The sequence below is a fragment of the Wolbachia endosymbiont (group A) of Myopa testacea genome (genome assembly GCF_964027115.1).
Classification (GTDB): domain Bacteria; phylum Pseudomonadota; class Alphaproteobacteria; order Rickettsiales; family Anaplasmataceae; genus Wolbachia.
In genome coordinates, this window is sequence record NZ_OZ034729.1 from 220,953 (window position 1) to 247,190 (window position 26,238).

Genomic DNA, 26,238 nt, shown 5'->3' on the forward strand with positions numbered 1-26,238 from the left:
ATGTTATAATTTGAAGGCGATTTTTGCCTAATGGCGTAATTTACTGTACTTATATCGTACATAACTTACAACTTGTTTTACTCCCTTTACTTTTCTTGCAATTGATATTACAGCTTTTAATTCCGCTTTATTTTGGGCTATACCCATCAAATAAACAACTCTATCAACCGTATTAACGCTATAATTAATTGATTTAATATTTCTTTTCCCCAGAAGTCTTGTTCTTATTGCCGCTGTTATCATGCCATCTACAGTAGTGTCTAGCATGGAAGCCATTTGAATTGGTATTACTCTTATTTCATTTATCACTTCTTTAATTTCTTTTTGCTGCCAAGCTATTTTTTCTGCTGTAAGTTGTTTTTCAGGAGTGTCAACACTTCCAATGAGCAATACTCTTCCTTCAATTACTTTAACTTTTATGGATGAAAATAGCCCGTGTTTTAAGAGCCCCTTATTAATTCTGATGACCATAGTCGTATCATCAATGATATTTCCCAAGGATTTGTCCTGCATTGTTATTGCTGTTGCTGTCGCTGTAGCCACCACACCACCTATTATAAGGGTTGTGCAACCACTTTGTGTAATCAAAAAAATTGCAAGTAAGAAGCTTGTTATTAATCTCATTATTGATTTTCAGGATTTAGAGCTTTCATTAAGAAATGTTAATAAGCTTTTTTGATTGTGTAAATACTATAAATTAAGTAAGACTTTAAACCTTGAATATTTTTAATGGAATACCTATAATAGGGTACTGAAAATTTCTTGCGGATATGGCGGAATTGGTAGACGTGCCAGGTTTAGGTCCTGGTGAGCTTGCTCGTGGGGGTTCAAGTCCCTCTATCCGCACTTTAAAGTCATGTAACTTAGGTTTTAAGGGAAAATTTATAATCACTGAATACACTTTTGTTTGTATAAAAACCTGTTCTTAAGGATTGTGTTTAACTTAAATTCTGGTAAAATGACTCTATTAAGATATGAATTAAAATGTTAATAAACGAATTATGATGTCTAATAATATACCTCAAAATACAGTCGAAGTAAGTAGCGTATATACCTACAAAGAGCTTAGTATAGATAAACTAAAGTATGAGTATGAAATCACAGTTGGTAGTGATTATATAAAACAAAAGGTAAATTCCAGGTTGCAAGAGATAGCAGAAAATGCAAAATCACCTGGATTTAGGGCTGGAAAGATGCCCTATGACCTTGTTGTTGCAAATTATAAAAACGAAGCTTTGGAATATGTGATAAATAATACAATTGATTATTGCTCAAGTGATTTGATGAAAAAAATTGAAGTCAAGTCTCACATTTATCCTAAGGTTGATGTTATATCATTACCAGATCTGGGCAAAGAAAATGAGGAGGGCAATTTTGTATACAAGCTATCTTTTGAGTCGATGCCTGAAGTACCGATGATAGATCTTGACAAAATAAACTTAAAGAAAATTGAAGCAAAGATTGAAGAAGAAGATATAAAAGAATTTATTGATTCTATTAAAACAAAGTTCCCCAATTTCGCCTCTGTTGATGATGCTTCTTATCAAGCGAAAGATGGGGATAAATTGATAATTGATTTTGAAGGGCGGATTAGGAATAAGCTCTTTCAGGGTGGAAGTAGCAAAAATTTTGCCGTTAATTTAGGGTCTGGCACATTTATTAATGGTTTTGAAGATCAATTAACTGGTATGAAAAAGGGAGAAACAAAGGACTTTAAGTTGCAATTTCCTGAAAATTACCAAGCCATTTCCCTTGCAGGACAGGAAGCTGATTTTTCTGTGCGAGTTAATGAGATTCAAATTGCCAAAGATTTTGAAAATGATGATGAAATAGCTAGGAGTATTGGTTTTAAAGATTATTCTTTGCTAATAAGTCATGCAAAAAAAATGATTGGTGATCAGTGCACCGAAATGAGAAATCTCTTAATTAAAAAGGAGCTATTTGATTATTTGGATGCTAATTATAGTTTTGATTTACCCACAGACATAGTAAAACAGGAGCAACAAAGAATGGAAGGAGAACTGGGTGCTCAAAATGATTCTTGTAAAGAAGCTGAAAAACGTGTAAAGCTTGCTATGTTATTTATGAAATTTAGTGCAGAAAATAAAATATCATTAACTCAAAATGATGTTTTGAATGTTATTGTAAATCAATATGTCAGTAAGGATGTACCGTTTGACAGAGTACTTAAGCATTTTGAATCAAATAAACAATTTCAAGAATTAGTTAGAGGGCAAGCGCTTGAGTATAAAGTGACAGATTATATAATAGAAAAAGTTAGTAAAGAAGAGCAGATTATTTCTGTGAAAGAATTAAAGGAATTGTTTGGTAATATTTAATAGGAAAAGGTATGACTCTTATACCAATTGTAGTTGAACAAACTAGTCGCGGTGAGCGCGCTTATGACATATATTCAAGACTAGTGAAAGAAAGAATAATTTTCGTAACAGGTCCTATTGAGGACAACATGGCCAGTGTAATAGTAGCACAGCTTTTATTTTTAGAATCGGAAAATCCCGATAGAGACATTTGTATGTACATCAACTCACCAGGTGGTGTTGTAACTGCTGGTTTGTCGATCTACGATACAATGCAGTATATAAACCCAGACGTTTCAACTTTATGTATAGGTCAAGCTGCGTCTATGGGTTCCTTATTGCTTGCATCTGGTACAAAAGGTAAGCGCTACTCTCTACCTCATTCAAGAATTATGATACATCAGCCATCTGGTGGTTATCATGGTCAAGCAACTGATATAGAAATACATGCTAATGAAATTTTGCGAGTTAAGAAAAAACTAAATCAAATTTATGAAAAACATACTGGAAATTCACTGAAGAAAATTGAAGGAATGATGGAAAGAGATAAATTCATGGATCCTGAAGAAGCAAGGAAAATTGGCTTAATTGACAGGGTGATAGCTGAGCGTACAGATATTGAAATTGAAAATATTAAAGTTAAACAAAAGGTGGGTTAATGGATAACAATAATGATTTAAACTACTGTTCTTTTTGCAACAAGGCGCAAGATGAAGTAGATAAATTGATTACTAACTCCTCGGATGGTTTAAAGGTGTTTATTTGTAATGAGTGCATAGAATTATCCCATAAAGCAATAAGTCAAAAGAAAGATAGATCTTTTAATTCAGATCGTATATCTGATATGAAGCTATTACTAAAGAAACCTGAGGATATAAAAAATTTTCTCAGCAAGCATGTTGTAGGTCAAGAACACGCGCAACACGTTTTATCTGTAGCTATGTATAACCATTGTCAATCCATGGTACAATTTCATGCTATAAGTGATATTGAAATCGAGAAGTCAAATATAATGCTTATTGGTCCCACTGGTTCTGGTAAGACTTTGCTAGCCAAAACACTTGCTAAAGTTTCAGATGTGCCATTTGCTATGGCTGATGCGACAACTTTAACTGAGGCAGGTTATGTGGGTGATGATGTAGAAAGCGTGTTGTCGCGTTTATTACAAGCTGCAAATTATGACGTTGCAAAAGCACAGCGTGGTATAGTGTTTATAGATGAAATAGACAAGATTACAAGAAAATCTGAAAGCACTTCAATAACCCGTGACGTTTCAGGTGAAGGGGTCCAGCAAGCTCTGCTTAAGATTATGGAGGGTACAGTTGCTTATGTTCCGCCACAAGGAGGGCGAAAACACCCACAACAAGAGTTTATACAAGTGGATACTAGTAACATACTATTTATTTGTGGAGGAGCTTTTGAAGGCCTCGATAAGATTATTGAAGCGAGAAAAAAGGGAACGTCAGTTGGCTTTGGAGCAGATATAAGTCAGTCTAAAGAGCAAAAGAAAAAGAATGCTTTACATGATGTTCAACCTGAAGATTTAATCAAATTCGGTTTAATACCCGAATTTGTAGGGCGGGTTCCAATAACTGCTGTTTTAGATGAGTTGGATCATGAAGATTTAATACATGTGTTGACAGAGCCAAGGAATGCACTAATAAAACAGTACAAAGCATTGCTTGCGTTTAGCAAAGTAAACCTTGAGTTTTCAGATGAAGCAATATCAGCTATTGCTAAAAAGGCTATAAGCTATAAAACAGGTGCAAGAATGTTACGTGCTATCTTGGAGTCACTTTTGCTTGACGTTATGTATACAGCTGGAAACGGAGATTTTGAAGGTAGCACTATAGTAATCACTAAGAAAATGGTAGAATTAGGAAAAGCAACGGTTAATCATAATAATAATGGCAATGTTATAACGGTTAATGATTAATTTGAGGCATATATTATGAACATTGAACGTGCTGTGAGCTCTAGTTTTACTGCATTGCCAGTATTACCTTTAAGAGATGTAGTAATTTTTCCAAATATAATGGTGCCTTTATTCATAGGCAGAGAAAAATCTGTTAATGCACTAGAATATGCAACAAGTAGTAGTAGTCACCAGAATGAGATTTTTCTTGTAGCACAGAAAGATGGCTCTGTTGATAGTCCGGAGCCAGAAGATCTTTATGAAGTAGGTGTGTTAGCAAACATTATACAACCATTAATAAAATTGCCTGACAATGCAGTAAAAGTTATAATCCGGGGGATAAGAAGGGGAAGAGTTGTAGAATATATTAGCTCTCATACTTTATTACAAGCCAGGGTAGAGTTAGACAATCATTATAAAGAAGATGAAGACAATATTGATTTAGAAGCTTTAAGGCGATCTGTTATAGACGCGTTCGATAGCTGGTGTAAGCTAAACAAGAAAAATCAGCCTGAAGTTGCCATTAACCCCATTGATCAAATCAAAGAAGTTGATCAACTTGTAGACACGGTAGCTTCACATTTAAATATAAAAGTATCGGATAAACAAAGCATACTTGAGGCTTATGACCCAAAAGAGCGTTTAAAAAAAGCTTTTGCTTTTATTGAGGGAGAAATAAGTATTTTGAACGCACAAAACCGTTTATATAAGACAATTAAATCGCAAGTTGAAAGCACTCAGAAAGTTTACTACCTTAACGAGCAATTGAAAGCTATACAGAAAGAATTAGACGAATTTGAGAATGGTGATGAAGGGAATATACTCAATGAATTTGAAAAAAAGATAAATGAAACAAAGCTTTCTCAGGAAGCAAGAGAGAAAGCTATAACTGATTTGAAGAGATACAAGAAAATGAATCCCATTTCTCCTGAAGCTACAGTTATATCTAGTTACTTGCATTGGTTACTTGATTTGCCGTGGGGAAAGTACAAAGATGCAAAAATTAACTTAAATGCAGCTAAGAAAATCTTAGATGAAAATCATTATGGCATAGAGAAAGTAAAAGATAGGATAATAGAATTTTTAGCAGTATTAAAAAGAGTAAAAGAGATAAAAGGTCCTATACTTTGCTTGGTTGGACCGCCAGGTGTTGGTAAAACTTCTTTAGCTAAGTCTATGGCAGGAGCAGTAGGAAGAGATTTTGTTCGCATAGCTCTTGGTGGTGTGCGTGATGAGTCCGAGATACGAGGGCATAGGAAAACTTATATTGGCTCAATGCCTGGTAAAATTATTCAACATATGAAAAAAGCTAATTCATGCAACCCGCTTTTTCTGCTTGATGAAATAGATAAGATGGGTTCTGATTCGCGTGGCGATCCTGCATCTGCATTACTTGAGGTTTTAGATACTGAGCACAATAAACACTTTACGGATCATTACTTGGAAGTTGAGTTTGATCTTTCAAGTGTAATGTTTGTAGCTACGGCAAACAGCTTAAATTTGCCACATCCTTTGCGTGATAGGATGGAAATTATACAATTGTCCGGGTATACTGAAGATGAAAAAATCAGTATTGCTACACACCACCTTATTCCGAAGTTAAAGAAGGAGCATGGTTTGTATCAGAAGGAATGGGACATAACTAATGAGGCGTTATACAAGTTGATACGTTTATATACACGTGAAAGTGGTGTGCGGAGTATGGAAAGGGAGCTTGCAAAGCTCATGAGAAAGGCAGTTAAAGAAATATTGACTGATAAAAATAAGAAAATATCCTTAGGGGTTGACAATTTACAAGATTATTTAGGGGTACGTAAATATACCTTTGGTATTGCAGAAAATGAGAGTTTAGTGGGAGTAGTAACTGGGCTTGCCTATACTGAAACAGGTGGTGATATTTTGATGATAGAATCAGTCCTAATTCCGGGCAAGGGAGAAATAAAATACACAGGAAAGCTTGGAGAGGTTATGCAAGAATCTATAAAAGCTGCGTATAGTTATATTCGATCAAATTGTTTGTTTTTTGGTATAAAGCCTGAAAAATTCCAAAATAATGATATACATTTGCATGTACCTGAGGGTGCTGTACCAAAAGATGGCCCTTCTGCTGGCGGCGCGGTATGTACGTCTATTGTTTCTCTTATGACAAATATACCAGTTAACAAAAATGTTGCTATGACAGGCGAAGTGACATTGCGTGGTAGAGTTTTAGCTATTGGGGGCTTGAGAGAAAAGTTACTTGCAGCGCTCAGAGGATCAATCAAAACTGTGATTATACCAAGTGAAAATGAGAAAGATATGCAAGAGATTCCTGCAAGCATCAAAGAGGGGATCAACGTAGTTTTTGCTAAGAATATTGATGAAGTTATGAAAGTTGCTTTAATGCACCCTACTACTCCAATTGATGGTGATGATAATCAAAATAGTGTACCTTCCTCTATAGAAAATAAAGATGATACTTTTCCTATGTCGGAAACATTGAAGCATTAGATTAAGAAGATATTATACAATCTCCATTTCTCTTTTGTCCGGCAAAAATCCACTAACTTGTGCATTCCATAAGGATATGAACTGCTTTGCTGTGATATTATTCATCAATGCCAATTAATTTGAAAAATTTATAGCGCTTTATATTATAATACTTTATCAATCAAAAATAAAAAGAGAAAATGACCATGCTCAACATACAAAATAACGCTACACTTTGCAAACAGTGGATATTCTTAGCAGTATGTGCCCTTGCTTGCTCTGGATTGTTGTCAATAATTGTTATTTTTTTACGATTGCCTTTTATCTCCTCTCTCGTTCCTTCTGCACAATATATCTTTGATAATGCGCTGGTGATACACGTGAATTTGTCAATTTTGGTGTGGATGTGCTCTATAATATCTCTGCTTTTTATTATAAACCTACAAAATACCAATAATTGGTTTAACTTTTCATGGGTTCTATCAACCCTTTCGATGCTGCTGATGTTTATATCCGCATTCGTTCCAAACACTGAAGTTATCAAAAGTAACTATATTCCCTTGTTACAAAACAAATTATTCTTATTTGGTCTTGGTTTGTTTACCACCAGTATATTAGTAAATGCAATGCTAGCATACACATCAAAAAAAGAGGTTTCATTTCTCTCTGTGGGGCAAGTTGGGCTGGTTATTACACTTGTTTCGTCATTTCTTTGCTTTGTTTTAGCATATCAAAATATGCCTCCAGGTCTATATCACTCAGATAAGAATTTGTTTTACGAATATCTCTTTTGGGGAGGCGGACATTTATTGCAGTTTGCTTTTACTCAAGGAATGTTTTTAGTGTATTTAATAATCAGTGATGTTAGTTTAGCTTCAAGCAATAAAATTACTATTTTACCGCTGTTTATAAACACGATTTTGGCTATAGGTGCACCGTTTGTATATTTTGTTTATCCAATTGATAGCGCCAAGTTAATACAGTTTTTTACTTGGCATATGAGAATTGCTGGAGCAGTTTTGCCGTGCTTTTTGATAATATTAATGTGCTGTAACATCAGGACTTTTACTAATGATAAAAGCAACTATTTATTACATTCATTTTTATTGTTCATTTATGGAAATGTGCTTGGAGTGCTGACTATTGAAGGAAATGTCACCATTCCCGCTCATTATCATGGTTCTGTAGTTGGGATCACTATAGCTTTTATGAATTTCATTTATTGGCTGTTACCTAAATTAAACTTTAAAGAGGTAAAAAGTTCCATGGTAAGATTACAGATTTATGCGTACAGTGTGGGGCATTTTCTCCATATTAATGGACTTGTATGGCTTGGTGGATATGGTGCCTTAAGAAAAGTTGCAGATCTGCCAAGTATTTCATCAATGTTGGCACGTGCTTGTTTTATTGCGGGTGGAGCTATATCAGTTATTGGTGGAATGTTGTTCGTAATAATTGTGCTTTTACATCTGTTAAAAGGCAAAGCGCGTACCAACTAACCCATAGAAACGAAAAAACTTACTTGACAAACTCCGCCAGGCCCCTTATTATGACAATAAGGGTATTTATGACTCAAAACTTGTTTTTGACCTGCAGGCTCAATGACAAAATTCAGTAAAAAACTTAGGGTATTTTTTGGCGGATTACATAAAATTATAGCGGCTGCATGTCTTTTAAATTTTTTCTACATTCAGCCAAATCGCGCTTATTTTAAGCGTTAGCACATTATTACAGCGCCAGTTTAAATTATTATAGGGTCAAAACTCGCACCACGGGGCTTCTTTTGCCTTTTTTTCGTTTGGTAAATTTCTTAATGTTTGTAGCTAAAGCAATTTAAGAGACCGAAAATGGTGTCATTCCAGCGCGTGACGCTGGAATCTAGTCTTTATTATGCAGCCACTTATTTAAAGTTAAGTTTTCTGGATCCAAGTAGTCAGGGCACTGGGATGACAGCTACCCTGACAACCTTCATCCCGCTACGTGTTAGTGGATGAGATACCGCGAATGAATCGCGGTATGACGGTCTGCGGCGGAATGACGATAACCTCGTCATCCTGCTACGTGTTAGCGCCATGGCGGTACGACGTCTTAGCTATAGTTAACAATAGAAGCAAAACTCATCCTTTTGAAAGAGGAGGAGATTTTTCTGGATCCTCAGCGGGGATTGATTTTGGATCTGATAATTCTGTATTTACCTTGATTGGCTCTAATGGAGTTTTCTGCTCTTCCGGTTTATCGTCTGGAATTGGAACAGGCCAATCCATAATGTTTTGCGGTATAACTTCTGCTTCTTTAGCTTCTTTTTGACCTGTTGAAGATGGTGTATCAACTCCTGCATTTTTAGTAACTTCTTGTTTTAGTTGTTTATTTTCTTCTTGTAATTGCTTTAAATTTTTCTTTAACTCGTCAATCTCTCTTATTTTTTGTTTTAATTGTTCAGATATAGTTAGTTTGTCTCTAGTCAATTTTTTGTTTTCTTGTCTTAACCCACTAGCTATTCTGCTTGAGTTGTTGTTTACAGCTTGTGTAACTTGGTCTTGCTGCTGCATGCTTGTTCCTCTACTTTCATATTCAACTTCAGTTTGAGTTGCCTGACCTTTTTCCTGCTGTAATATGTTCTGCAGTTGCTCTAGACTCTCTTTGACAGATGCCAGCTCTTCCTGTGTACACGTTAACATCCCTTCCTTTTCCTTAAGTTGATATTGAAGTTTTTCTATTTCCCCCTTCGTATTTTCTTCGCTTAGCTCATCTGCAAGTGATCTTCCGGGTTCAAGTTGTCGAATTTCCCTCTCTAAATCTTCCTTTTCTCTCTGTAATTCATTTAATTCTTTAGACAATTGGTTCGCCGTTTCAGCCAATGTATTGTTTTCCTTTTTTGTTTCCATCAACTGTTCTGCCAACTGCTTTTCATGATCATCCTTTAAATCTTCCACTATTTTCTTCAGGTCATTCTCCAAATTTGCATTCTTTTCCTCTGGTACAGTTAAATTAGCTTCACTTTGCTTCAATTTCTTCTGTAGTTCTTTGTTTATCCCATTTACTGATTGAACTTCATCTTCTTTGTCTTTCAACTGATCATTTAAGCTCTTTATTACATCATTTTTATCCTGTAGTTCTTTCTCTATCTTTTGTGTTAACTGCTCAATATTTTGATCCTTCCAAGCTAATTCTTGCGTCATCCTTTTCAATTCAGCTTTAAGTCTTTCAGCTTCTTCTTCCCCAGTTTGCTTTCCCTCACTTAATGCGCTTATTTGTGTATCACCTTCTTTTTCTATCTTTTGATTAAGTTCTTCTAATTTTTCGAGTTTCTCTATAAGTGACTCAATAGAAGCATCTTGTTCCTTTATTTTTTGATCTCTTTCAAATATCGCTCGCTGTTGTTCATTAACTTTATCTCTCAAGGAGTCACGTTCTAATCTTAGATCCTCAAGCTGCTTTGCCTGCGCTGCAAAATATTTAGCAAATGTTTCTTTTTCTTTCTCTAATTCCTCAATTTCGTCTACTTCACCTTTTGCTCTTTCTTGTTCATGCTCTTCTTCATCACTAGACATATCATCCTCAAATATTTCATCTTCATCACTAAATTCACTAACACTAGAGAAAGAACTTCTACGTGAAGAAGGTGTGCTAGGAGAGGAATACCCACTGCTGCTTGGTGTAGGTGACTGTGGTGATATATGTGGATCTTTTGTAAATATTTCCTCTGCTGGTACTTGCTGATCGTCTACACTCCTGGACATGTCAGTAAAAGCTTGATGCAGAGTTTTTCCATTGATAAAAACTTCTTTATTCTGCTCAACTAATTTTAATATTTTATCTTTTGTTTCCTCTGGTGTGAACTTTAAATCACCAAACTTTGGCTCACCAATGACACTTTTTATACCACCAGAATCCAATTTTACGGTCATGCTACAGTCTATGTTATTACCTTCAGAATCTTTAGCCTGACAGTTAATGGTCATTTCACATGAGCTTGAACCAGTAAAATCATAGTGCCTTTCACTGCCTTTTTTGGTCGCAGTTATTTGACTATCTTTCTCTAAAGATATGTTATAAACCTTACCTTCTCTGCTGGCTCTTAAAATATTGCTAATTTCTATTGGTTTTTCTTCATTTTCAAATCTAATTTTGAAGTCGTTATCTTTTGTTGAATACGCTAAGAAATTTTGACCAGGCAGAGACGACTTAAGTTCTTTATGCATTGTGTTTATTGATTGCTCAAATTTTTGGAACTCCTTTTCCCACTTTAAATTTATCTGTCCTGTAATGTCCTCATCTTTGCGTAAAGGACCAATAAAGTACCAGATTAAATTTTCTTCCTCCAGTCTTTTAATAAAATCCTGAAGATCGTTGCAAGATTCAATGACACTTAGAATATCATTTTTCTTCTGTTCATCTACATCTAAACTTTGACCTTCAGCTATAAATACACTTTCGTTCTCCCATGGCATAATTTTACACTTTTAGAAATATACTATAATACTAACAACTTTGATTAAAAAATCAACTAATTATGTGGGTAAATAAAGAAGAAACTTGAGCACTTGTCCACTATGCTATATAGTAGTTACTCCTTAAGCAGTGCAGTATGGACAATAGCATTATAAGAAAATACGATATTAGAGGTATAGTAGGCAAAGATTTGCAGATTAATGATGGGTACGAGATAGGCAGAAAGTTTGGCCAAACCGTAGCTAATGTTTGTGTCAGCTACGACAGCAGGATAGATTCACCAAGTATAGAAAGAGAATTAATCAGGGGCTTAACTTTATCTGGAGCAAATGTTATACGTGTTGGACTATGCTCGTCACCTATGCTCTACGCTGCAACGCAAATCACGCAGGCGGATCTTGGTATCATAATAACTGCCTCTCATAACCCCAGCGAATATAATGGCTTTAAATTTTTTAGTAATAAAAAAGTCTTCTCAGATCAAGAAATGAAGGAAATTATAAGCAGTCCAATTAAAAACAGTACAAGAATTGGAAGCTTAATTAACATAAATATATATGGTGAGTACATTCGCATATTAAAAGGTGCAGTGAAGAATAATACTACACAGAAATTAAAAATAGCCTGGGATTGTGGAAATAGTCCAGCAAGTGGAATTATAAGGTGTATTGAAAAGATCTTGCCTGGTCATACGCATATCGTAACCAATAACTCTATAGATGGGGCATTTCCACTGCATGATCCAGATCCCATAGAGGAAAAAAATCTCGCTCAATTAATTGACATTGTGAACGAATATGGATGTGATCTTGGCATTGCGCTAGATGGCGATAGCGATAGGGTGCGCTTAATTGATAATAAAGGCAACGTTGTTTCCAATGACCATTTATTTATAATTTTTGCACGTGAAGTGCTGGAGGAATATCCAGAAAGCAAAGTTATTGCCAACGTAAAAATGAGTATGAAGGTGCATGATTTTGTTAGTAAGTTAGGAGGGCAAGTTATTACCTGCGCTACTGGACATTCACTAGTTAAGAAGAAGATGGTAGAGGAAGAGGCAAAGTTTGCTGGTGAGTTAAGCGGGCACTTCTTCTTTTCTGAGCTAGGTTTTGATGATGGGCTATATTCTGCTGTTAAAGCAGTTGACATTTTGCTTAAGAAAAACCAAAGCTTATCTCAGGTGATTGAGGATTTACCGAAGTTATATATCACTCATGAAGTAAAGATTGTAGTGAAAGATGAGAAAAAATTTCAAATAATTGAATCAATAAAGAAAACACTAGAGAAGCAAAATATTGTATTTTCAGATCTTGACGGTGTTAAGGTAAATGATAACGATAATAAAGGTTGGTGGCTCCTTAGAGCATCAAATACACAAAACTGCATTACAGCAAGATGCGAAGGAGAGACTTTAGAAGGTTTTGAACTTACTAAAAAGGTTTTGTTCCATTACATTGATGAAGCAAGGTCTTTAAATTGTAGCTGCTCATAGAAAAATTAACCCTATCTCTTAAATAGAGCCACTTAGGGTGGCTGCTCCTGAAACCCGATTTCGAAGGGCCTTCCTTCATCTTCAATAAAACAAACATTACTTTGTTCGTTACTGCAGCACACCATTATTCTTAGGGTTGAAAAACTTAGAAAGAGCCATAAAAAAATTTTTAAATATATCTTTATATTATATATTCTTATTGATAATAATTTGTCATCTTTTTTGTTAACTTTACTGATGTTGCCAGAAGGAACGTTGTTGCCAAATTTTGTAAAATTTATTATCCTAAGGTTTCAAGTCCTCACAGGTTTATTGGAACTATATGTACAATGTGTTTATCAGTGAAAATCCGGAGAAAATGATGGGGGAAAAGTTAATACATTACTTTAGCCAGGGTAAATGCGAAGGCAATGCAGAAATGAAAAATCTGCTGGGAGGAAAGGGAGCAAATTTAGCAGAAATGTGCAATGTTGGCATTCCTGTTCCACCTGGTTTCACAATTTCCACCTCTGTTTGTCAGGCCTACTGTCAGGATAATGAATTGTCTAACGACCTACGTAACGAGATTAAAAACTACATGGCGATGCTCGAAAATGACATCGGTTGTAAATTCGGGGATTTAAATAACCCCTTATTAGTTTCAATACGCTCTGGTAGTGTTAGTTCAATGCCGGGCATGCTTGATACTATTTTAAATGTTGGTTTAAATGATGAAACAGTTATTGGGCTTGCAAAAAAAAGTGGAGAACGTTTTGCCTATGATAGCTACTGCCGTTTCATCATGATGTACTCCAATGTTGTACTACAGCTTGACCATCACCTATTTCAAGATGTTGTTGATAATAAGCAGCAAAAGAGTGGAGCAAAAAGCTTAGCTGATCTTGATGTTGATGTTTTAAAGAGAATTGTTAACAATTTCAAAAGGATAGTACATGAAAAAACAGGAAAACATTTTCCGCAGAACGTTGAAGAGCAATTGTTAAACTCAGTTAATGCAGTATTTACCTCTTGGAAAAATGATAGGGCTGTTTCCTATAGAAGAATACATAACATTCCTGAAAACCTTGGAACAGCGGTCAACGTGCAAGCAATGGTTTTCGGTAATTTAAATGATAATTCTGCAACTGGTGTGATATTTACACGAAATCCTTCAACTGGAGAAAAAAAGCTTTTTGGTGAGTTTTTGGTTAATGCTCAGGGTGAGGATGTGGTTTCTGGTGTTTATACTCCTATGCCAATTGACGGAGAGCAAGAAAACACCATGGAGAAGTTGCTGCCAAGTGTCTACCGAGAATTATATGTGGTATGTGAAAAACTTGAAAGGCATTATAAAGACATGCAGGATATCGAATTTACTGTGCAGGACGGTAAGTTATGGATTTTGCAGACTAGGTCTGGCAAGCGCACGGCTGAAGCTGCTATTCGCATAATAGTTGATATGGTAAACGAAGGAACGATTACAAAAGAAGAAGGAATATTGAGAATTGATCCAAAAACTTTTGACAATTTATTGCATCCAGTTCTTGACGTTAAGAGTGACCAAAAAGTAATAGGGAAGGGACTGCCGGCTTCTCCAGGGGTTGCTTCTGGATATGTAGTGTTTAGTGCAAGTGATGCTGAAAAAGCTGCAGAGCAGGGTAAAAAAGTGATTTTAGTAAGGTCAGAAACGAGTCCTGAAGATATTAATGGAATGAATGCTGCAAGTGGCATAGTAACAGCACGGGGAGGGATGACCTCGCATGCTGCTGTTGTAACCCGTGGAATGGGTAAGCCATGCATTTGCAGTGTAAGTGGACTTTATATCGATAAAGATGGAACTTTCTTTTCTGTGGGGGATACAAAAGTAAATAAAGGTGAACCAATTACCATCAACGGAGGAACAGGGGAGGTTATGCTTGGCATTCTTCCTACAATTTCACCTGAATTATCGCAAGAATTCAAAACGATAATCAACTGGATAGATGAAATCAAAACGGTCAAAGTGAGAGCGAACGCTGATACTCCAAAAGATGCAAAAATTGCAAAAGAATTCGGTGCAGAAGGTATAGGCTTATGTCGCACAGAACATATGTTTTTCGCTAGTGATAGAATCGAATTCATTCAAAAGTTGATAATAGCTGACGATGAAAATGAAAGGGCAAATGCGCTCATTAAACTGGAAGAAATGCAAAAGTCTGATTTCAAAGAAATATTTTCTATTATGGAGGGTAGGGAAGTCACTATACGGTTGCTTGATCCACCCTTACATGAATTTTTACCCAATAATCAGTCTACTATAGAAAAAATCGCCAAATCACTTAGTAAGTCAGTTGAATCAGTAAAAAATAAAATAGCACAGTTGTCAGAAAAGAACCCAATGCTTGGCCATCGAGGTTGTAGACTTGCCATTTCTCATCCTGAAATATATAGCATGCAGATTAGGGCAATACTTAGTGCTGCAAATGAGCTAAAAAAGGAAAAAAGTGTAGAAATCAAGCCTGAGATCATGATCCCTTTTATAATGAATGAGAAAGAATTTATTCTGATATGCGAGCTAGCAAAGAAAGAATCCTCTGTCATCTCAGCTGGAATCCAGACGCAGATTCCAGCGTCACGCGCTGGAATGACATCAGACAAGGCTTATTCAATTGGAACGATGATAGAACTACCAAGAGCAGCACTGATTGCTGATAAGTTAGCAAAACATGCAGAGTTTTTTAGTTTTGGCACTAATGATTTAACGCAAACAACCATGGGACTTTCAAGAGATGATTCAGTTAATTTCCTCGATTCTTATAAGGAAAGCAATATATTTGACAATGATCCATTTGAAGTGCTTGACATCGAAGGGGTAGGGGAGTTAATCAAGATAGCCATTGAAAGAGGCAAAAAAACCCGAAAAGAAATAAAACTAGGTATATGTGGAGAGCATGGAGCAGATCCAAAATCTATAGAGTTTCTCATCGAATCAGGGGTGGATTATGTTTCATGCTCACCCTATAGAGTACCGGTTGCAAAGTTAGTGGCAGCACAGTTTAGTGTAAAATCTAAGTTTGTTGGGTAAGTGAGAAATATAGCAATAATATAACCACTGGTGACTTTCCTCACTTAGACAACTGTGTCAAGCACTGGAATGACACCCTACTTAACCGTCATACCGCCGCGGTATCTCATCCGCTAACAAGTAGCGGGATGACGGTTGTCATGGTGTCATGAAAGTAGCTGACACTGGTTTCCATCCAAGAAGGTGTCATCCCAGTGCCCAGACACTGGTTCACTCTATAATGGCAGTGCCTCTATGATGTAAGGAATCCAGTTTTTATGCAATCTCATCAAGAACGTTGTGTTTTAACGTAAGGTTGGCTACTTTTACACTCACTAACTTAGCTAGATCCCAGTGTCTGGGCACTGGGATGACAAAAAAAGGAGCACTGGAATGACACCTTCCTGCCCAGTTCATGTTGCTATAAATATTAAGAAATTTACCAAGCGAAAAAAAAAGTAAAAGAAGCCCCGTGGTTATTATCCGCTTTAAAATATTGGCGTTTTTTATGTTTTAAACGCTTGACAAGCGAAATTCAGCTGCTTTTAATTGCAACTAACCTACGCTGCAAATGTTTAAGAAACTTACTAAGCAGAAAAAAAGACAAAGAATCCCCGAGTTAGCTAGTCTTTTACTATCTCTGTCGAGTATTGGCATTTTTTGATGTCTTGTAACGCTTTATAAGCGCGTTCAGCTTATTTAGATAAAAATCTAGATGTAGATGAAGTTTTGTAAAGACATACAGTATCTATATACTGCAAAAAATTAAACATAAGACGCCGATACATTAAGTAATCCTTACCTTTTAATCTGCAGATTGGCGAAAGCAAATACAATAGCTTCACTGTCATGATAAGGGGGCTGGAAGAGTTTGTCAAGTAATTCCGTTTCTTATGGGTAAAAAAAAGAGAAACTCTAAGTTGCAGCCGCACAATGTTTCTCTTTTCTGCTGTTGATGATTATTTCGCCTATTGTAACTGCCGCTAGAATAAAGCAGTAATATACCTGTGTTAATAAAGAAACAGGTGATACAGAAGCTATACTTCCTGCTAGCAATAGTTGAGAACCATAAGGTAAGATGCCTTTTGTAGCACAAGCAAAAACATCTAATAAGTATGCACTGCGGTATGGTACAATATCGTGTTTCTGTGCGAGTCTTTTTGCAATGCCACCACTTAGTAAAATAGCAATGGTATTATTGGCAACTAAGGTAGTAAACATAGACGCAATTCCTGCTATCAAAAATTCAGCTTTAGTTTTTGTGATATTGCTTTCATCGATGAGTTTATGCAACGCTTTTTGACCTTGTTTGTACATTATATGGCTCAACCCACCGATAAATAGAGCAAATATCACTATTTCGTTTACTTTTTTGAAACCGTCATACACGTCATGAGGAAATTGAACGATGGCATAATCAAAAAAAGCTATTCCTAGCACACCAGCAATAATTATGTTTACAGTTATTGTTACTAAAGTGGTGACTTCAAGCAGCCCCATGATTATTAAAGAAATATAAGGAATAATTTTTATTATAGAATAATAATCTAAATTTGATATAGAAATAATTTTTGTACTACTTGAAATCACTGCCAGATAGGTGAGTGTTATAATACCTGCAGTAAATGCAACCTTAGAGTTTATTTTAAGTTTATCTTTTGCTGAAGCTCCCTGTGAAGAAACAGATGCAATGGTGGTATCAGATATCATTGAGAGGTTGTCACCAAACACGGCACCACCTACTACAGTTGCAGTTCCTATTTCAAGGCCAAAAGCTCCACTTTTTGCCAGATTAACAGCTATAGGTACCATCAGCGCAACAACTCCCATAGATGTACCAATTGCAGTTGAAATAAAAGCAGAAGCCAAAAATACTCCAGGCAGCATTAATCTTGCTGGAAGGAAATTAAGAATTAAATTAGCAACAGTGTCTGCGCTACCAATTGATTGAGTAACCGCAGAAAATGCTCCAGAAAATAAAAAAATTAAACACATAGTAAGGGTATTTTTGTCACCCATGCCCTTGATAACAGTATCGATGTTATGCTGAATTTTATTTGTACCACGTGAGACAGCAAAAAATAGCGCTGGTAACAAGCAGATTACTGGTGAAACCTGATGAAGTGGATTATCAGTTCCGATAAAAGAAAAATAGGCACCACTTCCAAGGTACAAGATTAAAAAAATAATCAAAGGGACAAAAGCTGTCATTTTACTGTACCTCAAACTTACGACTATAACTAATTAAGTGGTTTTAAGCAAGTTTGGTTTTCACTAGTTTTGCAGGAAGTTGACAGCAGAGTTTTAAACTTCATATTTAATCTACTAAATAAATAGCACATGTAGCCGAAGGGTTTATATCTTGTGCTATACTTTATTTTATGTCATGCAAACGGTTAATATTAGCATATATCCAAATAAAGTAATGGAGAATATAAAAACCATATCAGTAAAAGACGATAACGTTAGGCTGGATAGGTACATCAGAAGAATCTTTCCTGATCTAAAGCAATCTGTAATTGAAAAATCTTTAAGGAAAGGGTTAATCAAAGTTGATGATTGCAAAGCAAAGTCTAGTGATAGAGTAAATTCTGGACAAACTATAACGCTGAAGCACTTGAATTATATTGAGAACGCTAATTCTGATCGCAAATATAATGAAAAGTTAGTGAATCTACTAAGAGAGAACATATTATATGAAGACGAATATATACTAGCTATAGACAAACCCGCAGGGGTCATCGTTCAAGGTGGCGTAAAAGTAAAGATTAGCATTAGTGATTTGCTTGACCAAATAAGAGAGGAAGAAACATTTAAAATTGTCCATAGGCTGGATAGAGATACGAGTGGAGTGATAATATTCGCACGCAATGCTAGTGTTGCCAGATACCTTATGGAGGAATTTAAAGGACGAAGGGTAAAAAAAACTTACTTGGCATTGACTTCTGGCATAACGAGCAAGGATAGTGGAACAATAGACTATCCATTGGTGAAAAAATATGTTTCAGGTCAAGAAAAAGTGGTCGTTGATGAAAATTCACCTCAGAATGCCACTACGCATTTTTCAATTATAGCAAGGTTAGAACATAATGTCGCTTATTTAAAATTACAACCAATTACCGGCAGGACCCATCAGTTACGTGCACATTTAGCTCATATAAATTGCCCTATTCTTGGTGACGGTAAATACGGTGGTAAAAAAGCTTTTATTAATGGGGTAGCAAATAAAATTCACCTTCATTCGCATTCTTTATCTTTAAAATTACCAAGCAATAAAGAAATCACTATTACTGCTCCTATCCCTAAGCACATTGAAAAGTCTATTGAAGTGCTATTTTTCGACTGAAACGATTTCACCAATCAACTTTTCTGTCTTTGGCTTTGATTTGAAGCACAGATATTAGGCTAATTAATGCGCAGGCAGTAAGATAAATACCTGCTGCAAGTTTTGTTTCGGTTTTTTCTATAAGCCACATGCATATGTATGGAGAAAGGCCACCAAAAATTCCTGCAGATATGTTATGTGCGAGGCTAAAGCCGGTGCACCTAACTTTCGTTGGAAATAACTCACAGGCAAGAGAATTATATATCCCAAAAGATGCACCTATCGGCACACTTATCAACAAAAAAGTGAGCGTTACAATATAGTGATTATCATACGATAATAGCGAAAGTACCGGCAAACCGGCGCAAGCTAGAGCTACTAATGTAGGAATCATTACATTTTTTCTTCCAACTTTATCAGACAGTATTGCAAACAGCACTGCAGACGCTCCAAATGTAATTTCAACTATAATCCTTAATACATTTTTAATATTGATGCCTGAGAGAATAAGTTCTTTTACAAATATGTTGTAAAACATGATTGCTGAATAAACGATTGCATTTTGGGCTATACCAAGTCCAATTGCTATCACAAATACTTTTTTATAGTCCCTGATTAATTCTAAAAATGGAGAATGAGATAAGCTTTTATTTTTATCGTGTGTTTTATATGCTAAGCTCTCTTCCATTATATATCTTGTTAAAAAGCCTATTATGCCCATAATGAAGCAGAAATAGAAGGGCAACCTCCAGCCCCAAATTTCATAATTTTCACCTGTAAACTTTTTGCAAACAGCTATCATTACAAAGCATGTAATAGAACCAAGAGCACCACTAAAAGCTTTCATGCTACCTAAAAAGCCTAGATTTTTTTTATCGCTTGAATGCTCTATTAAAAAAGCTGAATTGATACTTGTTTCTCCACCTGCTGCCATTCCTTGTGTTATTCTACAAAGCAGAAGCAGTATAGGAGAAAATATTCCTATTTCTTTAAAGCTTGGTATAATCGCAATTGCAGTAGATGATATCGAAGCTAATATTACGGAAGTCAGCAAAATTTTCCTTCTGCCGTATTTATCTCCAATGTAACCAAAAATAAATGCACCAAGTGGTCTAAATCCAAATCCAATTGCAAAACTACCAAGAAATTTGATTGTGCTTAAATAATCGCTTTCTGAAGGAAAAAAAACATTGCTTATTATATGTGTTAAAACTCCAAATAGAGTTAATTCATACCATATAATCATGTTGCAGATTATGCCCGATAGTATTGCCTTTTGGATGTTAGTCATAATCTTTCGATTTAACATAACCTAATATATCATTAACCGGTGCTCCTTGCTATAAGATTTTTCACTCAATGATCTGCAAAGACAACTCACGTAAATGCTTATCTTCCACCTTGGAAGGAGCACCCATTAGAACATCTTCACCTTGCTGGTTCATAGGAAAACAGATTACTTCACGAATATTTGGCTCATCAGCAAGCAGCATAACCATTCTGTCAACCCCTGGTGCTATACCGCCGTGAGGCGGCACTCCGAACCTGAATGCACGCACGAGCGCACCGAATTTTGTATCAACTTCTTCTTTGCTGTAGCCTGCAATGGCAAAGGCCTTATACATGATATCCAGCTTGTTACTACGAATCGCCCCGCTTGACAGTTCTATTCCATTGCAAACAAGATCATATTGGTAAGCAAGGATATCCAGTGGATTTTTGTCCTCTAAATCTTTCAAGCCGCCATGTGGCATGGAGAATGGGTTATGAAAGAAATCGATTTTTTTACTTTTATCTTCATATACAAAATAGGGAAAATCAATGATCCAACAAAACTTGAAGATATTATCATCTATAAGACCTAATTCTGACCCTAAAAGAGTGCGCACTTTTCCTGCAATTGTTGCTGCCTCATTCTCTTTGTCAGAAGCAAAAAACACGCTTTCTCCAGGCTTTATATCCGTTATTTCTTTTATGGAATTTAGCCTATTGTCATCGAGGAATTTAGCAATCGGTCCTTTCGCAGTTCCATCTTTATCAAACGTTATATATCCAAGACCCTTAGCACCGAATTCTCTTTGCGCATGTTCTATCTTTTTATCAAAGAAGCTGCGTGGTTCCTCTGCTGTTTTAGGTGCAGGTATGGCTCTCACTACCATACCGCGCTCAATATTGCTTTTGAAAATATTGAACCCTGAATCACGGAAAATTTCTGTAACATCGCTGATTAATAATGGATTGCGCAGATCTGGCTTATCAGAACCATATTTGAGCATTGCTTCTTTATATGTAATACGTGGAAAATCTTTATCGACAGACTTACGAGAAAATTTAGCAAACACTTTATATAAGGTAGACTCAATAATCTGAAAGATGTCTTCTTGAGTCACAAAAGACATTTCAAGATCTAGTTGATAAAACTCTCCCGGAGAACGGTCAGCCCTTGCGTCTTCGTCACGGAAACACGGTGCAATTTGAAAATATTTATCAAACCCTGAAACCATGAGCAATTGCTTAAAAATCTGTGGAGCTTGCGGCAATGCATAAAATTTACCAAGATTTAGTCTGCTTGGCACCAAATAATCACGTGCACCTTCAGGGGACGAAGCAGTAAGTATTGGAGTCTGAATTTCCAAAAACCCTTGCTCTATCATGAGCTTGCGGAGTTCTGCAATAATTTGTGAGCGCAGAATAATATTGTTGCGGGTGTTTTCTCGCCTTAAATCAAGAAAACGATATTTAAATCTCATATTTTCTGGGTATTCTTGTTCGCCAGTAATGCTCGCTAATATACTTCTTTCTTCTTTTGCTATTTCTTCATCACAGTGGAACTCAACTTCTGATTCAACGTGTAAATTGCTAACTACAACCTCAATTTTCCCGGTTGCGATAGAGCTGTTTACCGTATCTTCAGTTCTAGCTTCAACTATTCCTGTAACAGTAATTATACTCTCCAATTTTAAATTTGATGTCTCATCAAAAAAGTCTTTGTCATTATTCAATACTAGTTGAGTGATTCCATAGAAGTCTCTTAAATCAACAAAGATTAGGTTACCATGGTCGCGCTTACGGTATAACCATCCAGAGAGGGTAACTTCCTTTCCTACATCATTCTTCCTTAATTCATTGCACGTGTGAGTCTTGTAGCAGTTCATATTTGTTTTACTTCTAAATTCTTTAAGAAGTATAGAAATAAACCTTACTACATACAAGCCCATTCATTCGGGTATAGCTAAAGTAATTCAGGTTTACCTATAATTTGATAAGCGCAAAATCCTTCATTCCGCTACGTGTTAGCAGCTGAGATACCGCGGCGGTATGACGTAGGGAGACCTGATCTGTAGCTGTATTTGTCCAATTTACGAAATAGAGCAGTATTACTTTTATACTGTCTTTACCCGCAAAAAAATTGCACAATTTCTATAATTATGGTATAATAGTAAGGGTATTTTTAATGAATTAGATACAGGAAATGCCACTTACACAGATCATATTATATAGCGTAACATTACTTGCTGTAGCTGCAGTATTTCTCTTTTTGAGAAAAATATACAAAAATCGCATTAGAAAAATCATATTTCCTAGAAAAGTTTTTAAAGAAGAGTGGGAAGAAGACAGAAAATTCAATGAATTATATCAAAAAAATAAGCAAAAAGAGTTGATGAAACAACAAGAAACGCTACGCGAGAAACAAAAAGATGTGCAAGTTTATAAAGAAGATCCAGAAATAGTTGACATAGCAAAACCGGTAGGTAAATGGACAAAGATGGTTATTATGGGTAATGGTTTAATGCAGCGTTTTGCACAATTGATACATAGAGAAGGCGGAAAGAAAGGATTTTGGGAGCTGTTTGTAAAAGCTCAGGCTTCAACTCAAGGTAAACATAAGGGGAAGGGCAGATAATTCATGCTCGAATGTGAAAATTTATCCTGCGCTCGTAATAACAAAGTATTATTTAAACATCTCAGTTTTAAAGCTGAGCCAAAATCAAAGATGCTAATCACTGGTCCAAATGGTAGTGGTAAAACCAGCTTAATTAGAAGTTTATCTGGACTTTTACCGCCGTTATCAGGCAATATAAGGTACTGCGGAAAAGACATATATGATGATCCAAAATCCTATATACCTTCTATGGTCTATATAGGCCATAATAATGCCTGTAAAGATAGCTTAACTGTTGCTCAAAACATAGAATTCTGGGCAGGAATACGAAATACTAGGGAATTGATTGTGGCAGCTGTTTGTTGCTTGCAGTTGCAATCTGTACTTAATATTAGATATGGCGAACTTTCTGCAGGCTGGAAAAGAAGAGTTGCGCTTGCTCGCCTCTTGATTTCTAATGCAAACGTTTGGCTGATAGATGAACCATTTTGTAATCTTGATAGTGCAACGTGTGAATTAGTGCTGAACCTAATCTCAATACGCTCTGAGCAAAATGGTATAGTAATTATTACAGGGCATAGCTCTACAGAGCAATTGTGTGATTTTACAACGATTGATATACGCGATTTCAATAGACTTCTTGCATAGTTTTTGGCAGCACGTTAACAACCGTTAGAAACGAAAAAACTTCCTTGACAAACTCCACCAGCCCCCTTCTTATGACAATAAGGGTATTTCTGATTCAAAACTTGTTTTTGATCTGCGCAGGTTCAATGATAAAATTCAGTAAAAAACTTAGGGTATTTTTTGGCGGATTACATAAAATTATAGCGGCTGCATGTCTTTTAAATTTTTTCTACATTCAGCCAAACCGCGCTTAAACTAAGCGTCAGCACATTATTACAGCGCCAATTTAAAGTATTAGAGAGTCAAAACTCGCACCACGGGATTTCTTTGCCTTTTTTTTATTTGGTAAATTTCTTAAATATTTATGGCTAAAGTAATTTAAGAGACCGAAAATGGTGTCATTCCAGCGCATGATGCTGGTTCACTCTATGACGGTGTCATCCCAGTGCTTGAAACTGGGATGGCTTTGTTGCATCACACTTTATGAGATGGTGATTTATGGTAAATTCATGTAACTATCTCAAATTTAGCCATACCAATATCAGTGAATTTATTAAGCAAATAGCATTTGATTAGCAGTTCTTTTTCTCGATTTATCTCAGATTTATTCCTAAAACTAAATCCGAATATTTGCTTTAATCTTGAGAAAAACCCTTCAATATAAGATCTTTTCCCATAATTTACTTCTTTTTTCCATTCTTTCATGCCATCTTCACCGTATAATTTTATTAACGTAATAGCAGCATTCCTGTCAGACATATAATCTATTTCTGGATGTTCTGCCGCATTGTTTATTGGTGGAATTTTTGTCTTTATATCATATTCGTTACACAACTTATAAAACTTGTGCCTATCACATGCTCTATCTGCATATAGTGCTTTTATGGCATGCTGAAAATCAACTTCTTTTAGCAAATCACAAGCTCCATAGTGATCAGAGTAGACACCGTTACTGTATTTTACAGCTATGGCTTTTTTGTTGTTTATATTCAACATTACGTGCAATTTTCTCGTTTTCTCATAGTCACGATATTTTCTGTCAGTGCTATTTTCCTTGCTGTGTGTTGTTGTATATACTAATTCCTGTACTGTCTATAGCAATTTCGATATCTTCCATATTATTTTTATCAATTCTGCAATCATTTATCTTAATATTAAGTTTCTTTTGATGCTTGTGAATAGCTGATAACTGCCAAATCTCTTCCTATTTGTTGCAAATACCCTTTTATAAACCCGACTGTTTGTCTTAAACCAATTCTAAAGAAACTGACGATTATATGCACCAAAATCACAACTTTATCACTATAAATATAGTTGCCGCCCTGCATTTTTGGACAATTCTCGTACCAATTTTCTATGGCATCATTGATATAACAAAAAATGCTTCCTCTTTCTTGGAGAAATTTGTTATATTCATGGCAGTTACTGACTCTCATTTTTTGTGGCATATTTTTTCTTCAACAGCTAAATGGCTATTTATAATGAATTTTGTCAGTAACTGCCAGTTCTTTTTACTTGAGCGATGCAACAAAGCCATCCCAGCGTCACGCGCTGGAATGACAGGAGGTAACGCAAGAAGTCTATTGATTGTAGAAACAATAACTTTGCAAAATATTAATTGTTAGATAACATAATTAAAGTTTTTATCTTACATTCATCATGGTTAGAGCTATACAAATAAAAAAAACTGGGGGACCAGAAGTATTAGAATTTGTAGATAAGAATATAGGTGAGCCAAAAGGCGAGGAAGTCTTAATACGTCATACAACTATCGGCTTAAATCGTTATGATTTAGAGCACAGAAAAGGTACACGCAAAATTAAAAATTTACCATCAGTGCTTGGAGTGGAAGCAGTTGGGGTTATTGAAAAACTTGGTAAAAAAATCAGTGATGGATTCAAAGTTGGAGACAGAGTTGGATATTGCACAGCTCCTCCAGGGGCATATTGTGAAAAGCGCATTATACACCAGAAATATCTGATAAAAATTCCAGATGACATATCTGATGAAGTTGCTGCTGCAGTGCTGTTTAAAGGTATGACAGCTCACTATTTAGTTAATCAATCTTATAAAGTTAGGCCTGGTGCTTTCGTGCTAGTTCATGGGGCTAATGGTGGTTTAGGACAAATAATATGCCAATGGGCAAAGGATAAAAAAGGTGTAGTGATAGGTTCTGTAAGCTCTGATGAAAAAATGAAGATAGCTTTACAAAGTGGCTGCACATACGCAATAAACTACAATGATAAAGACTTCGTTTCTAAAGTTATGGAGATTACGCAAAACAGAGGAGTAGGTGCAGTGTATGACCCTATAGGTTACGCTACAAGCAAGCTTTCTTTTGAATCTTTAGGCAGGTTCGGCATATACGTTTCCTATGGGCAGATATCAGGTAACGCTCCTATTAGTTTTTCTTTACTTAGTTCACGTTCGTTATTTGCAACTGGAACCTCAATATACCATTATAAGCATGATAGATTCACATTAGTGCTTACCACAATGGAAATCTTCGAGATGATAAGAAAAAAACTTTTAACTGTACGGATCAGTAAAAAATATAAATTTGATGAAATAATTCAAGCTCATCGCGATATGGAAAATAGAAAAGCGAGTGGGTTAAATATTATCAAAATCTCTTAAATAAATTAGTAATTTAAACTAACCATTCATTAAATCATATCAACTAGAACTTCACATATTTAATTCTCCTTTTGGGGAATCAAAAGCATATAGCTAAA

19 protein-coding genes and 1 tRNA gene are annotated in these 26,238 nt (G+C 35.7%); 13 read left to right on the forward strand and 7 right to left on the reverse strand.

Annotation, left to right across the window (positions count from 1 at the left end; translation table 11 throughout):
• Positions 1-27: 27 nt before the first annotated feature.
• Entirely contained in the window at positions 28-624 is a 597-nt protein-coding gene (locus AAGD91_RS01060; RefSeq protein WP_341821178.1) for a BON domain-containing protein, read from the reverse strand.
• Positions 625-764: 140 nt separating this feature from the next.
• On the opposite strand from AAGD91_RS01060, the gene AAGD91_RS01065 reads away from it, so the two are divergent.
• From AAGD91_RS01065 to AAGD91_RS01090, 6 genes are all read left to right on the forward strand, one after another.
• Positions 765-846, forward strand: a tRNA-Leu gene (locus AAGD91_RS01065).
• A gap of 158 nt (positions 847-1,004) precedes the next feature.
• Positions 1,005-2,339: a trigger factor gene (gene tig / locus AAGD91_RS01070; protein ID WP_264688507.1), complete on the forward strand. Its 1,335-nt coding sequence runs from the start codon at positions 1,005-1,007 to the stop codon at positions 2,337-2,339.
• An 11-nt stretch (positions 2,340-2,350) separates the two neighbouring features.
• On the forward strand, positions 2,351-2,977 hold the full coding sequence (gene clpP / locus AAGD91_RS01075) for an ATP-dependent Clp endopeptidase proteolytic subunit ClpP (RefSeq protein ID WP_341821180.1): 627 nt from the start codon (positions 2,351-2,353) through the stop codon (positions 2,975-2,977).
• A complete protein-coding gene (gene clpX, locus AAGD91_RS01080; protein ID WP_341821181.1) occupies positions 2,977-4,254 on the forward strand; it encodes an ATP-dependent Clp protease ATP-binding subunit ClpX in 1,278 nt (425 codons plus the stop codon). The genes clpP and clpX overlap by 1 nt, the downstream gene beginning before the upstream one ends.
• A 15-nt stretch (positions 4,255-4,269) precedes the next feature.
• Positions 4,270-6,723, forward strand: a complete 2,454-nt coding sequence (gene lon, locus AAGD91_RS01085) for an endopeptidase La (RefSeq protein WP_341821182.1) — start codon at positions 4,270-4,272, stop codon at positions 6,721-6,723.
• 185 nt (positions 6,724-6,908) lie between these two features.
• Positions 6,909-8,201: a cbb3-type cytochrome c oxidase subunit I gene (locus AAGD91_RS01090; protein ID WP_341821183.1), complete on the forward strand. Its 1,293-nt coding sequence runs from the start codon at positions 6,909-6,911 to the stop codon at positions 8,199-8,201.
• Between the two features lie 618 nt (positions 8,202-8,819).
• Here the strand turns inward: AAGD91_RS01090 and AAGD91_RS01095 are convergent.
• On the reverse strand, positions 8,820-11,153 hold the full coding sequence (locus AAGD91_RS01095) for a hypothetical protein (protein WP_341821184.1): 2,334 nt from the start codon (positions 11,151-11,153) through the stop codon (positions 8,820-8,822).
• A gap of 137 nt (positions 11,154-11,290) precedes the next feature.
• Between AAGD91_RS01095 and AAGD91_RS01100 the strand changes: the two genes are divergently transcribed.
• Positions 11,291-12,646 (forward strand): phosphomannomutase/phosphoglucomutase, encoded by a 1,356-nt coding sequence (locus AAGD91_RS01100; RefSeq protein WP_341821185.1) that lies wholly within the window; start codon positions 11,291-11,293, stop codon positions 12,644-12,646.
• Between the two features lie 361 nt (positions 12,647-13,007).
• Positions 13,008-15,689 (forward strand): pyruvate, phosphate dikinase, encoded by a 2,682-nt coding sequence (gene ppdK, locus AAGD91_RS01105; protein WP_341821478.1) that lies wholly within the window; start codon positions 13,008-13,010, stop codon positions 15,687-15,689.
• An 894-nt stretch (positions 15,690-16,583) separates the two neighbouring features.
• Here the strand turns inward: ppdK and AAGD91_RS01110 are convergent.
• Positions 16,584-17,879, reverse strand: a complete 1,296-nt coding sequence (locus AAGD91_RS01110; RefSeq protein WP_341821186.1) for a Na+/H+ antiporter NhaC family protein — start codon at positions 17,877-17,879, stop codon at positions 16,584-16,586.
• A gap of 214 nt (positions 17,880-18,093) precedes the next feature.
• Between AAGD91_RS01110 and AAGD91_RS01115 the strand changes: the two genes are divergently transcribed.
• Positions 18,094-19,014, forward strand: coding sequence for an RluA family pseudouridine synthase (locus AAGD91_RS01115; RefSeq protein WP_341821187.1), 921 nt, complete (start codon positions 18,094-18,096; stop codon positions 19,012-19,014).
• Between the two features lie 7 nt (positions 19,015-19,021).
• Here the strand turns inward: AAGD91_RS01115 and AAGD91_RS01120 are convergent, their stop codons facing one another.
• Positions 19,022-20,284, reverse strand: a complete 1,263-nt coding sequence (locus tag AAGD91_RS01120) for an MFS transporter (protein ID WP_341821188.1) — start codon at positions 20,282-20,284, stop codon at positions 19,022-19,024.
• Positions 20,285-20,345: 61 nt separating this feature from the next.
• Positions 20,346-22,148, reverse strand: a complete 1,803-nt coding sequence (aspS, locus tag AAGD91_RS01125; protein WP_341821479.1) for an aspartate--tRNA ligase — start codon at positions 22,146-22,148, stop codon at positions 20,346-20,348.
• Between the two features lie 317 nt (positions 22,149-22,465).
• Here aspS and AAGD91_RS01130 point away from each other — a divergent pair, with 317 nt between their 5' ends.
• Both AAGD91_RS01130 and ccmA read left to right on the forward strand, forming a co-directional pair.
• The gene (locus AAGD91_RS01130) at positions 22,466-22,897 is read left to right on the forward strand and encodes a hypothetical protein (RefSeq protein ID WP_341821189.1); all 432 of its coding nucleotides are present in this window, start codon (positions 22,466-22,468) and stop codon (positions 22,895-22,897) included.
• 3 nt (positions 22,898-22,900) lie between these two features.
• Positions 22,901-23,524: a heme ABC exporter ATP-binding protein CcmA gene (gene ccmA, locus AAGD91_RS01135; RefSeq protein ID WP_341821190.1), complete on the forward strand. Its 624-nt coding sequence runs from the start codon at positions 22,901-22,903 to the stop codon at positions 23,522-23,524.
• Positions 23,525-24,010: 486 nt separating this feature from the next.
• Here ccmA and AAGD91_RS01140 read toward each other — a convergent pair whose 3' ends face one another.
• The gene (locus tag AAGD91_RS01140) at positions 24,011-24,499 is read right to left on the reverse strand and encodes a transposase (RefSeq protein ID WP_341820774.1); all 489 of its coding nucleotides are present in this window, start codon (positions 24,497-24,499) and stop codon (positions 24,011-24,013) included.
• A gap of 158 nt (positions 24,500-24,657) precedes the next feature.
• A complete protein-coding gene (locus AAGD91_RS01145; RefSeq protein WP_253309376.1) occupies positions 24,658-24,951 on the reverse strand; it encodes a transposase in 294 nt (97 codons plus the stop codon).
• Between the two features lie 33 nt (positions 24,952-24,984).
• On the opposite strand from AAGD91_RS01145, the gene AAGD91_RS01150 reads away from it, so the two are divergent.
• Positions 24,985-25,128, forward strand: a complete 144-nt coding sequence (locus tag AAGD91_RS01150) for a hypothetical protein (RefSeq protein ID WP_341821192.1) — start codon at positions 24,985-24,987, stop codon at positions 25,126-25,128.
• A gap of 34 nt (positions 25,129-25,162) precedes the next feature.
• Positions 25,163-26,140: a quinone oxidoreductase gene (locus AAGD91_RS01155; RefSeq protein ID WP_341821193.1), complete on the forward strand. Its 978-nt coding sequence runs from the start codon at positions 25,163-25,165 to the stop codon at positions 26,138-26,140.
• Positions 26,141-26,238: the final 98 nt, after the last annotated feature.

What these genes read in the sequence shown, in the direction of transcription:
- AAGD91_RS01060 (WP_341821178.1), bottom strand. Translation starts at nt 624, where the DNA reads ATGAGATTAATAACAAGCTTCTTACTTGCAATTTTTTTGATTACACAA.
- tig (WP_264688507.1), top strand. Translation starts at nt 1,005, where the DNA reads ATGTCTAATAATATACCTCAAAATACAGTCGAAGTAAGTAGCGTATAT.
- clpP (WP_341821180.1), top strand. Translation starts at nt 2,351, where the DNA reads ATGACTCTTATACCAATTGTAGTTGAACAAACTAGTCGCGGTGAGCGC.
- clpX (WP_341821181.1), top strand. Translation starts at nt 2,977, where the DNA reads ATGGATAACAATAATGATTTAAACTACTGTTCTTTTTGCAACAAGGCG.
- lon (WP_341821182.1), top strand. Translation starts at nt 4,270, where the DNA reads ATGAACATTGAACGTGCTGTGAGCTCTAGTTTTACTGCATTGCCAGTA.
- AAGD91_RS01090 (WP_341821183.1), top strand. Translation starts at nt 6,909, where the DNA reads ATGCTCAACATACAAAATAACGCTACACTTTGCAAACAGTGGATATTC.
- AAGD91_RS01095 (WP_341821184.1), bottom strand. Translation starts at nt 11,153, where the DNA reads ATGCCATGGGAGAACGAAAGTGTATTTATAGCTGAAGGTCAAAGTTTA.
- AAGD91_RS01100 (WP_341821185.1), top strand. Translation starts at nt 11,291, where the DNA reads ATGGACAATAGCATTATAAGAAAATACGATATTAGAGGTATAGTAGGC.
- ppdK (WP_341821478.1), top strand. Translation starts at nt 13,008, where the DNA reads ATGGGGGAAAAGTTAATACATTACTTTAGCCAGGGTAAATGCGAAGGC.
- AAGD91_RS01110 (WP_341821186.1), bottom strand. Translation starts at nt 17,879, where the DNA reads ATGACAGCTTTTGTCCCTTTGATTATTTTTTTAATCTTGTACCTTGGA.
- AAGD91_RS01115 (WP_341821187.1), top strand. Translation starts at nt 18,094, where the DNA reads ATGGAGAATATAAAAACCATATCAGTAAAAGACGATAACGTTAGGCTG.
- AAGD91_RS01120 (WP_341821188.1), bottom strand. Translation starts at nt 20,284, where the DNA reads ATGACTAACATCCAAAAGGCAATACTATCGGGCATAATCTGCAACATG.
- aspS (WP_341821479.1), bottom strand. Translation starts at nt 22,148, where the DNA reads ATGAACTGCTACAAGACTCACACGTGCAATGAATTAAGGAAGAATGAT.
- AAGD91_RS01130 (WP_341821189.1), top strand. Translation starts at nt 22,466, where the DNA reads ATGCCACTTACACAGATCATATTATATAGCGTAACATTACTTGCTGTA.
- ccmA (WP_341821190.1), top strand. Translation starts at nt 22,901, where the DNA reads ATGCTCGAATGTGAAAATTTATCCTGCGCTCGTAATAACAAAGTATTA.
- AAGD91_RS01140 (WP_341820774.1), bottom strand. Translation starts at nt 24,499, where the DNA reads ATGTTGAATATAAACAACAAAAAAGCCATAGCTGTAAAATACAGTAAC.
- AAGD91_RS01145 (WP_253309376.1), bottom strand. Translation starts at nt 24,951, where the DNA reads ATGCCACAAAAAATGAGAGTCAGTAACTGCCATGAATATAACAAATTT.
- AAGD91_RS01150 (WP_341821192.1), top strand. Translation starts at nt 24,985, where the DNA reads ATGAATTTTGTCAGTAACTGCCAGTTCTTTTTACTTGAGCGATGCAAC.
- AAGD91_RS01155 (WP_341821193.1), top strand. Translation starts at nt 25,163, where the DNA reads ATGGTTAGAGCTATACAAATAAAAAAAACTGGGGGACCAGAAGTATTA.